The organism is Ensifer sp. 38_S197, from assembly GCF_056924495.1.
In genome coordinates, this window is record NZ_JBXOVZ010000001.1 from 45086 (window position 1) to 54774 (window position 9689).

At 61.4% G+C, this 9689-nt stretch carries 7 protein-coding genes; all 7 read right to left on the reverse strand.

Going from position 1 to position 9689, the window contains the following annotated elements:
• Nucleotides 1–116: 116 nt before the first annotated feature.
• Nucleotides 117–851 (reverse strand): methyltransferase family protein, encoded by a 735-nt coding sequence (locus AC1Z3V_RS00180; RefSeq protein ID WP_483496528.1) that lies wholly within the window; start codon nt 849–851, stop codon nt 117–119.
• Nucleotides 852–863: 12 nt separating this feature from the next.
• Nucleotides 864–1631: a carboxy-S-adenosyl-L-methionine synthase CmoA gene (gene cmoA / locus AC1Z3V_RS00185; RefSeq protein ID WP_429817849.1), complete on the reverse strand. Its 768-nt coding sequence runs from the start codon at nt 1629–1631 to the stop codon at nt 864–866.
• Between the two features lie 198 nt (nt 1632–1829).
• Nucleotides 1830–2642: an efflux RND transporter periplasmic adaptor subunit gene (locus tag AC1Z3V_RS00190; protein ID WP_483496530.1), complete on the reverse strand. Its 813-nt coding sequence runs from the start codon at nt 2640–2642 to the stop codon at nt 1830–1832.
• A 52-nt stretch (nt 2643–2694) separates the two neighbouring features.
• Nucleotides 2695–4671: a preprotein translocase subunit SecA gene (locus AC1Z3V_RS00195; protein ID WP_483496532.1), complete on the reverse strand. Its 1977-nt coding sequence runs from the start codon at nt 4669–4671 to the stop codon at nt 2695–2697.
• 23 nt (nt 4672–4694) lie between these two features.
• Nucleotides 4695–5516 carry a SapC family protein gene (locus AC1Z3V_RS00200; protein ID WP_483496534.1) on the reverse strand — a complete coding sequence of 274 codons (822 nt, stop codon included), beginning with the start codon at nt 5514–5516 and terminating at the stop codon, nt 4695–4697.
• A 111-nt stretch (nt 5517–5627) separates the two neighbouring features.
• A complete protein-coding gene (locus tag AC1Z3V_RS00205; protein WP_483496536.1) occupies nt 5628–7775 on the reverse strand; it encodes a peptidase M50 in 2148 nt (715 codons plus the stop codon).
• A gap of 10 nt (nt 7776–7785) precedes the next feature.
• Entirely contained in the window at nt 7786–9660 is a 1875-nt protein-coding gene (locus AC1Z3V_RS00210) for a GAF domain-containing protein (RefSeq protein ID WP_483496538.1), read from the reverse strand.
• Nucleotides 9661–9689: the final 29 nt, after the last annotated feature.

Sequence of the window (9689 nt, forward strand, 5' to 3'; positions counted from 1 at the left end):
GGGAGATGGGCGTCAAGCCCTCGAGCGTTCGCGGCTGGGTTCGTATCGCCATGCGGCAACGGCATGGCCGGCGCATGATGATCGCGATTGAGCCGCGAACGGGCGCTGACGGATGGCTAGGATGCGGCGCGTTCGCGAAACGCACCGCGCCTTTTCATGTAGCTGATGATCGCCGTGCCAATGCCGACGAGCGCCATCAAAACGCCGAGCGCCGTGAGCGTAAATGTGTTGTGTTCAACCGGCGCATTGCTCGCGAATTTGTACATTTCGGTCGCGAGAATCGCGATCATCGCGGCCGAGACGGTCGAATAGTCCTTGCCGATGACGCGCTTGACGTTGAACGTCATGCCCTCGGTCGACTGGGCGAAGTTTCTCATGCGCAATGCCCATCTCGGCACGTCACGGCAATAGGCCTGGTAGGCTTCCCCGAATGTCCTGTTCAGAAAGGCCTCTTCGGCATAAACGATGCACTGGTACATGAAGGCAAAGAGCCCGATGCCGAAGACGACGAGAAGCGGGTTGCCGTGCAAAAGGAACACGCCCGAGTAAAGCAGCATGTTCCCAACGTAAAGCGGGTTGCGGCAGACGCCGAACATGCCTTCCGTAACGAGATCCTTGGCATAGACCTTTTTCTTCAGGCCGCCGCGCTGAATGTATTTGTACCCGACCACGGTCGCACGCAAGGCGAGCCCGGCCAGGATGACCAATACGGCCGCAAGGTCCTTTGCGAGCGTCAGCGCCGGGCTATCCAGCACCAGGGCCGGAGGCGGAGCCAGCAGGAACAGAACAATGATGATGGCCGGAAAGAGCTGGTTCCGGAAGCGGAAGAGAAAATTGCCGATCGCGATCATGGCCTGACTTTCCTACTTGATCGCGATGATGCCGCAGAAATTGTACCAGCGGAAAAAGACCTCGACGCTGCGGAAGCCTGCTTCCTTCAGGAGCTGGAGGTTTTCTTCCAGCCGGTAGGGAATGAGCACGTTTTCGAGAGCTTCGCGCTTCTTGGCGATCTCGGTCTCGGAATAGCCGTTGCGGCGCTTGAAGTCGTAATAGTGCTCGATGAAGAGACGATTGAACGTCGAATCTTCGCTTGTCAGCTTTTCGACGAGCAGAAGTGCGCCGCGTTCGTTGAGCCCCTCATAGATCGTGCGCATGATGCGCTCGCGATAGAGCGGGCGCACGAACTGCAGCGTCAGCAGCATCATTACGACGCTGGCATTGTGTACGTCGATCCCCTGATGCAGGTCCCCGACCCTCAATTCGATCGCCCGGCTGATCTCGGCTTGCGCGATCTTTTCCTTGGCCTTCTCGATCATGTCGGGTGCATTGTCGATGCCGACAAAGCGCACGGCGGGATCGACCTTGGCGTCAAGCCCGAGGAGCGTGGTCGCCGTCGAACAGCCGATGTCGTAGAGATCGCTGCCGGCTTCTGCGAAATCCGCGGCGAGCTCACAGACCATGCGCTGGATCTCGCCGTAATAGGGAACCGAGCGGCTGACCATGTCGTCGAAGACGGCGGCCACGGTCGCGTTGAACGCGAAGTCGCCCACCGGCTGATCCGGCGCCGCGAATACCTCGTCCCGTCTGTTGTTATTCTCGTGCACCTGTAGGTGCGGTACCTTGCCAACCATTCGCAGGTTCCTTTGTCCTTCCGAAGCACTTCCAGTGCCGGCACCCTGCCTGCGTTGCGGCAGCGGCCGATTTGTGGGCTAGAGGGCCATCAAAACCTGACATGAACCTGAAAGGGGCACCAAAACACACCACGCGAACGGCGCGCCAATCTAACACCCTGATTTTATGAACTTGTATACCGGCGGTCCGGATGCGGACTATTCGAGACCATCGGCTCCGTCGTCAAAGGTCACGGTGCAGCGATGCCCGGCCGGTATGTAGTTGTCGGGATTGGGAAGCTCTATCCGCAAGCCGAACGTGCCGCTCGCTGCGTCGAAGACCTGATCAATCACCTTGATCTTACCCGCAAAGCGGCCCTGGATCGGCGCATTCGGGACCACCTGCGCCTCCATTCCCACTTGTAACTTGCCGAACTCGCTGACCGGGATGAAGGCTTCGACAAAAAGCGGGTCAAGCTTGGCGATCGTCGCCAGCTTGCCGTCCTGGTCCAGGTATTCTCCATTGAAGAGTGAACGCTCGAGCACAACGCCGCTGATCGGACTGCGGATCGTCCTTTGCTCGAGCACCGTCTGCGCCCTTTGCAGTTCCAGTTCTGCGCTGCGCTTGCGGGTTTCGGCAGTCGCAAGCTCCTTCTGGATGACCTCCATCTCGGCCACGGCCTCTTCGAGCTTGTCGGTCGAGGTGACGTTGCGGGCCAGCAGCGCCTCCGCCCGTTTCATGCGGTTGCGCGCAAGATCGAGACGCGCCTTTTGCGCCTCGATCTCGGAGGTACTCGCGGCCTGCTCGGACATCAGCTCGACGGTCGCTCGCTCCGTATCCGAATGGAGCCTGGCGATGATCTGGTTTTCGCTCACATGGTCGCCGCGCGCGATCAGCACCTCTTTCAACAGGCCGGGAACCGGACTCCCGATGCGGACGACGACAGAAGGGTCAATGACGCAATCGTAGGCTTGCGCCGAAGCCGGCAAGAGGGCCCATAGGGGAAAAAGAACGGCCAGAAATTGCCGCATCCGGTTGGGCCTTCCCGGTAAGGGTTTATCCGTCCGGTCTTTTGTCATGGCGTCACTCCGGCAGACCCGAAAAGGCCAGCAATGTGCCCAGGCGTCGATCCTGAGCGAGAAGGTTCTTTCGGTCCCTGGCATGCGTGCGTTCCGCCCGCTGCTGGGCCAAGTGGAAGAGCCAAAGTCCGGCGCGCTGTCCGCACCGGCCGAGCAGACGCAGCGGCTGCCAGGGAATGAGATCAAGCAGCGGGTCTTCCAGGGACAAGATTGCTTCCGTACTCCCCGGATCTCCCTTGCGGGCGGTTCGCCCCTCCATCTGTCTGTCGATGCGCCCCGCGTCATGCCGCTCGCTGAGCAAAACGTGAAGGCCACCGAGCGCGAGGGCCTCGGGGACTACGGCAATGTCGACGCCGCGTCCCGCCATGTTGGTGGCGACCGTCACTCGACCGACGCCGCCGGCCTGCGCAATGATTTCGGCCTCCTCCGAACTCTGTTCGGCATTGAGGACGCGATGCTCGATCCCCTGCCCCTCAAGCACCGCGCTGACCGCCTCGGAAGCGGAGACCGAGCGCGTCGCAATCAAGACCGGCCGACCGGCGATTTGCAGTTCCTGGACCCGTCGGACGATCGCCAGCCATTTGTCCTCGAGCGTGGGGCAAATCGTCGTCGGCAATTTCGACCGCCGCGAAGGCGCGTTCGGGGGAATGCGCATCACCTGCAGCCCGTAGACATGCCGGAGTTCTTCGGTGATTTCGCGGGCGGTCCCCGTCATTCCTGCCAGCTGGAGGTAGCGGCGGAAGAACCGCTGATAGGTCATCCGCGCCATTGTTAGCTTGCGGCTGGTGATCTCGCAGCCTTCCTTGCCCTCGACCAGTTGATGGAGACCGTCGCTCCAGGAGCGATCGGGCATCACACGGCCGGTATATTCGTCGATGATCTGTACCTTCCCATCGCTGACCAGATAGTGCTCGCCCTTCCTGAAGAGCAGCAGCGCGACGAGCGCTTGGCTGGCGGCCTCCTCTCGCCGGATGCGATTGCGCCAGATCCCGCCGATCGCTTCGGCACGCTCCGCAAGCTTGGCCTTTCCGGCTTCGGTCAATTCCAGCCTGCGTTCGTCGACCAGCAGGTGATAATGGGTCGGTTCCTTGAAACCGTCGATCAGCGCGAAGGTCTGCTCCACCCATTGCCGCTCGCCGTCCGCGTCCGTTTCCTGGGAAATGATGAGAGGCGTTCTCGCCTCGTCCACCAGCACGCTGTCGGCTTCATCGACGATAGCGAAATGCAGTCCACGCATGACGAAAGGCGGCTCCTGACCGCGGCGCTCGTCGAGCATGCGGTTTATCTTCGCATGAACGGGCCGTGGCTGGCCGCCAAAGGTGATGCGGTCGCGCAGATAGTCGAAGGCGATTTCCTTGTTGCTGGCATAGACGATGTCGCACGCATAGGCGGCCGGCCGCTCCGGGCGTGGGACAGTACTGTTGACGAGACCCGTCGTCAGCCCAAGAAAATCGTAGATGGGGCGAAGTATATCCCGATCGCGCGCCGCCAAGTAATCGTTGACGGTGATGACATGAACCGGAAGCCCGGCAAGCGCGGCGATCGAGGCCGTCAGGCCGGCAGTCAAGGTCTTGCCCTCGCCCGTGTCCATCTCGGCCACGCGCCCCTTCAGCATGGCAAGTCCGGCAAGGATCTGGACGTCGAGATGGCGCAATCCGATCGTGCGCCGCGAAACTTCGCGCACGATCGCAAAGCCGAGGCAAATATTGGCATCGGTGAGGCCGTGGCACCGCAGGGCCGCACGGACTTCGCCGATGCGGGCTGCAAGCCCCTGTCCGGTTTCGCCGCGCAAGGCGGCTTCCGTCGCATTGATCCTCTGGACGAGTTCCCTCAGATGGCGCCGGTGCAAACGACCGGCAACCATCTGCGGAACGCTGGTCACCATCTTCTCGGTGCCGTCAAGCCAGTGCTCGGCTCGCTCCTGGCGTTCGGGGTAGGCGACCAGTGGAGGCGGCGACCAGCTTGGGACGAGGATATTCATGGTCGCTTGCCCGGCCCCCCCCCTTAGGCGCTCGCTTCCTCGACGGGCGCATCATGGCCGTTCCGGTAGCTCTTCGACTGCTTCGCCACGGCGGCGGGAGCGTCGCCCTTACCGGCAACATCCACGGCTTCGGGCATGCGCTCCAGCATGCTGGAGAAATGCCTGAGCGAGTGAAGATGCAGGTATGTGCACTCCAGCTCGTCATTGGTGAACATCGCCTGCAGCTCTTCGCTCGCCAGCGCCTTCAGCTTTTCACGGTTGACCGTCATGAAGCCCGAAAGCGAGCGGCGTTCGCCACTGTTGAGGTTGAACTGGGCCTGCATCGGCTGCAGCAGCCCCAGTGATTTCAACCGCTCGCAATATTGGCGGGTTCGCTGGTGCCTTGCCTGATAGTCCTGCAGGAAGCCCAGCACGCTCTTCAGGTATTGCGTTTGCTGCCCCTCACTGTCGAACAGGCGCTCGCCGCGGCCTTCGCGATTGAAGCCGTCGAAACTCTCATCGATGTGAAGGATGAACGTCTTGCCGCCACGGTCCGTCGAGAACACGAACGGATAGCGACGCACGAAGGCCGGCACATATTTGCCCAGCCAGGCACCATCATCATCGACGAAGAGGTTCTGGGTCTGCTGGGCGCCGAGAACCACCGCAGGCGTGACCGTGTCGTCCGTGCCGGCAAAGACGATCGGATATTCGGCGGCAGCCTGAGCAAATTCGATGGCCGTCACCGGAACCGAGTTCACTTCTTTTGCGAACTTGTAGGAAGTTCCAGCCTTGATGGAGACATCCTTGTGGCGATCAGCCGAGACGGGATGCACGTCTTGATAGAAAAGAAGTTGTGCTGCCATGGTGTTTTCCCTCTAGTATCTTGTAAGCGTTACTCAGGTATTCGAGAAGACAGCCGCCGGATTTTTACTCAGGCTAATTTAATCGAACACTTTATTAGACTTCGTGTCCAGTCAAACTTTAAATAATCGGAGGAATATTTGCCGCGTTGAACGATAAATTCTACTTGCCATGGGGGAAGACCCGTGGGAGAACCTCACAAAGACGCGTCCGCCCACCCGAGGCACGGTCGGGCTTGAGGTCAGCACCAGATCGAGATGCAAGAGATTGGCAAGCACCCGCCGCTGTGACGGGTCGCGTGGGTCGAGCGCAATGGTGCCGCCGCCGACGGTACTGAGCGCTGCATTGGGCAATGTGTCGGTTAGCGCCGGAACCTCACGGACAACGGACGCCCTGTAGACCTTCGAGATATCCTCGACGAAACGCAGGCTTACGTCCCGTGTCTGCGAGCGAACGAGGTCGGCGTCCTCCTCCGGGACGATGACCCGAATGGTCGGCTTGTCGAAGTGCGCGACGTAGGCGATCACCTTGCCACGCTGCACGAACTTGCCGGGCAGATCGTGATCGTCGGGCAAGATCAGCGTGCCGCTCGATTGCGCTCGGACGATCAGATTCTCCTGCCTTTGCCGTGCCAGGTCGAGATCGGCGAGAGCAAGCCGCAGTTCCTCCTTGACCATGCGCGCATGGGCAAGGTCCGAGAGATCCTGCTTGGTAAGACGCCGTTGGAGCTCGGCGACGCGCAGTTCGAGCAGGTCGACGCGCGCCGCCAGCAGCGGATCCTCCAACCGGATCAGCGGATCGCCAGCCTTGACCTCGGCGGCGGGTGCAGCCGCGATTTCATCGACCGTGCCGTCCGTCTGAACATGGACGATCGCTTCGCCTGGCAGCCAGACGACGCCTTGCACGACGGTCGCATGCGGGATGGGCAACACGAAGAGAAGCAGCGCGGCGACGGCAAGCGTCGATCCGACGACCGCGAAAGCCCGACCCCGGTTTCTTCGCAGCAGCGGGCTCGTCAGCAGGAACCAGAAGGCTTTCGCCAATGGTACGGCCAACATCAGGATCAATGCCCAGATGGCGAGCAACGTGCCGACGATGAAAAACTTCTGGCTGACGAGCGCGATGATCGCGCTCGTGACCACGAGGCGGTAGAAGAACGCCGAGACGCCATAGAGGACGAACCAGAACTCCTCCCCGGGCGCCGTCGCCGGTGAACTGACCGCGCCGATCTTGAACGCGTAGCGCTGAACGAGGTAGGCAAGATATTTGTTGGCCCGGCTCGCGAGGTTGGGAATCTCCAGAACATCGCTCAGGACGTAATAGCCGTCGAAGCGCAGGAGCGGGTTGCCGTTGAAGAGCAAGGTCGACACGCCGCCGATCAGCATGACGTTGAAGGCGAAGGCCCGAACGAGCCCCTCCTCCGCATTGACCCACACGATGAGGGCGAGCGCGGCGAGCGTCATTTCCACGAAAATGCCGGCAGCGCCGACGAGGGCGCGCTGCCATTTGCTGGCAAAAGCCAGGCTGTCGGATGCATCGACATACGGTACCGGCATGAAGACCAGCATCATCGCGCCGACCTCGTGAACGTCGCCTCCCCATCGCTTGACGGCGTAGGCGTGCCCGAGTTCGTGCAGGGTCTTGATCAGCGGATAGGCGATCAGCATTAGGAAGAGGTTCGACGTTGACAGCACGCGGTCGGTCACATTGGCGGTCAGCGCGTTCCAGTTCATGCCGGCAAGAACGGCGGCATAGGTGACAAGACAGATGAAGACGAGCGCGCCGAACCACGAGAACAGCACCCGCCCGACGATGGCGGTGGCGTTCAGAAACTCGTTCGGATCGAGCAGGCCGAAGCGAATGGCGAGCGGATTGCCGAAACTCATCAATAACTTGCGATTGCGCGCCTTCTTGCCGCGTTCGGCGATTTCATTGATGTCGGGCGGAACATTGCCGAACAGGACGTCCGCCGCGTGCAACTGCCCGAGAAGCTGGATGACCTCATCCTGGGTGACGACCTTGTCGATGAGCTTGTCACAGGCGATGTCCCAGATCGCCTGCATCGTGCGCTCGCCATCCATCAGGCTGATGATGAAATAGGTCTCGGGCGTGAAACGGTGGAAACGCCCGGAGGTCCGGTCCTGCAGCACGTACCAGAGCTGACCACGGAAGACCGTGCGATGGACGCGAACATGGCCGCGCAGCTTCAGCTTCAGTTGCGCGATGCGGTACCAGGACGAACTGAAGTAGGACCGTTCCATATCCGCGTCCTCACGGCAACCAGCGCCACGCGGCGAGATAGGCCCATTGCACCATCTTGTCGGTGTAAACGCGGATCAGGAGCCGTTCGTCCACGGCGGTCTTGGCGATACCCTCCATGCCGGGCCGCAGCCGATCACTGACGTGATCCAGCGCTGCTTCGACCTTGAAGAAATTGTGGCCCTCCTTCTGTGTGGAGATCGCGGTGATCTGCTCGATCCGGTAGGTGAGCGGCTCCTGAGGAAGTGCGGAAACCCGCAGGACGCCCTTGCGGCCGATCTCGACATCATCGATGTCGCTTTCATCGACTTCGAGGATGACGCGATAGGATTCCAGCGGTGCGATCGTGAAGAGCTCCTGCCCGCGCTCGACCGCCGCGCCGATTGACTGGCTGAGGTCGCCGCTGACCACATAGCCGTCAAAGGGAGCGAGCAGCCGGGTGCGCTTGAGTTGCTCGTCGATCAAAGCGAGCTGGGCGTCGGCCTGGTCGATCTGCGCCTTGACGATGAGCGCTTCGGCACGCTCGTGCTGCATCAGTGCCCGGTCGTATTCAGTCGTCTTCTGCTGCCGAGTGGTCGTCAGCCGAAGCCGTTCGAGTGTCAGATCCTGGTCGTCGAGCTGCGCCAGGATCTGGCCCTGCTTGACCACTTCGCCGGCTCTTGCCGACTGACTGGAGACGTAGCCGTTGAACGGCGCCACGACGGTTCGCTGGATTGTGCCACGAACGACGGCCGAAGACGTGACGGAGTACTCCGTCGTCGCCACGCTGAAATAGGCGGCCAGGACGGCAGCAATCAGCGTCGCGAGCTTGCGGCCGAAATAACCTGGCCCCAGTAGCCGCCGCAACTGGTCGCCGGCGGCCTCCCAGAGCTTCACTAGGACGTTCCTGTCGTTGCGGCGTTTTTCCTCGAGAACCGGTCCGACGACCGCTGCCACTGCGTCACACAGGTCGACCGTGGTCTCGTCGAAGGTACTGCCGCGTGGGCGCTGCAGCGTCAGCGCCCCGACGATCTGATGCCCCGATTGCAGGGGGATCGTCAAAACGCCCCCGCACTTGTGCGTCTCGACCAGCTCTTCGTGTGCCCGAACGACGCGATATTCCCAGTGCTCCTGCGGCGGGTAGAGAACGATCGCACGCTGATCGACAGCCTCGTCCATCGCCGCGCCGATGTCGCGAATAATGTTGACCTTGTTGCCGAAGCCCGCCGCATGCGAGACGGTCGCGACCCGACATCGCCGTCCGCGGACGAAACCGACGCTGACGGGGTCGCATGCAAGCCGCATGGCGAGTTCGGTAACGAGCGCTGTGGCCGCCTCGACGAAACCCTTCGCCTCAAGCACCGCGGCAAGCATGTCGAAGGCCAGCCGGTTTCGCTCATTGATTTCTTCGTTTTCGACTTGGAGCTGGCGCCTGAGCAGCACCTCGATCCAGCCGGAGGCCCATTGCACCTTGCGCATCACCTCGTTGATGGCAGATGGCTCGGCGGAAAGCGAAAGTGCGCAGGCGCCGTACAGGCGCTCGTTGACGATCAAGGGCGAAGCGATCAATTGCACCATGCGGCTGCCGGTGGTTCCGGTGGATATGCCCTGACGTTGGCTCAGCGCCTTTTCGGCGGCGGCGGTCAATCCCTCGTCGAGGCCCCTTTCCGGCCAGAAGGCGATCGGCGTATAGGGTCCGGTGTCCGGCTCCCCGAGCATGACCATGCCGCTGGCGACCCCTGCTATCTGACGGCAGAGTATGGCGAGCCATGTCTCCACGAATTCTTCCGGCTTGATCGCATTGCGGAATTTTTGCCAGAGCGCTTGGTCCAAAATAGCGTACTTCACCGCCCCCGGGCCTTCGACCGGGGGCGGTGGTGAATATTCCCTGGCAATCTGATCAGTCATGCCGGCACGCGATGGCCAGACAGTTTATT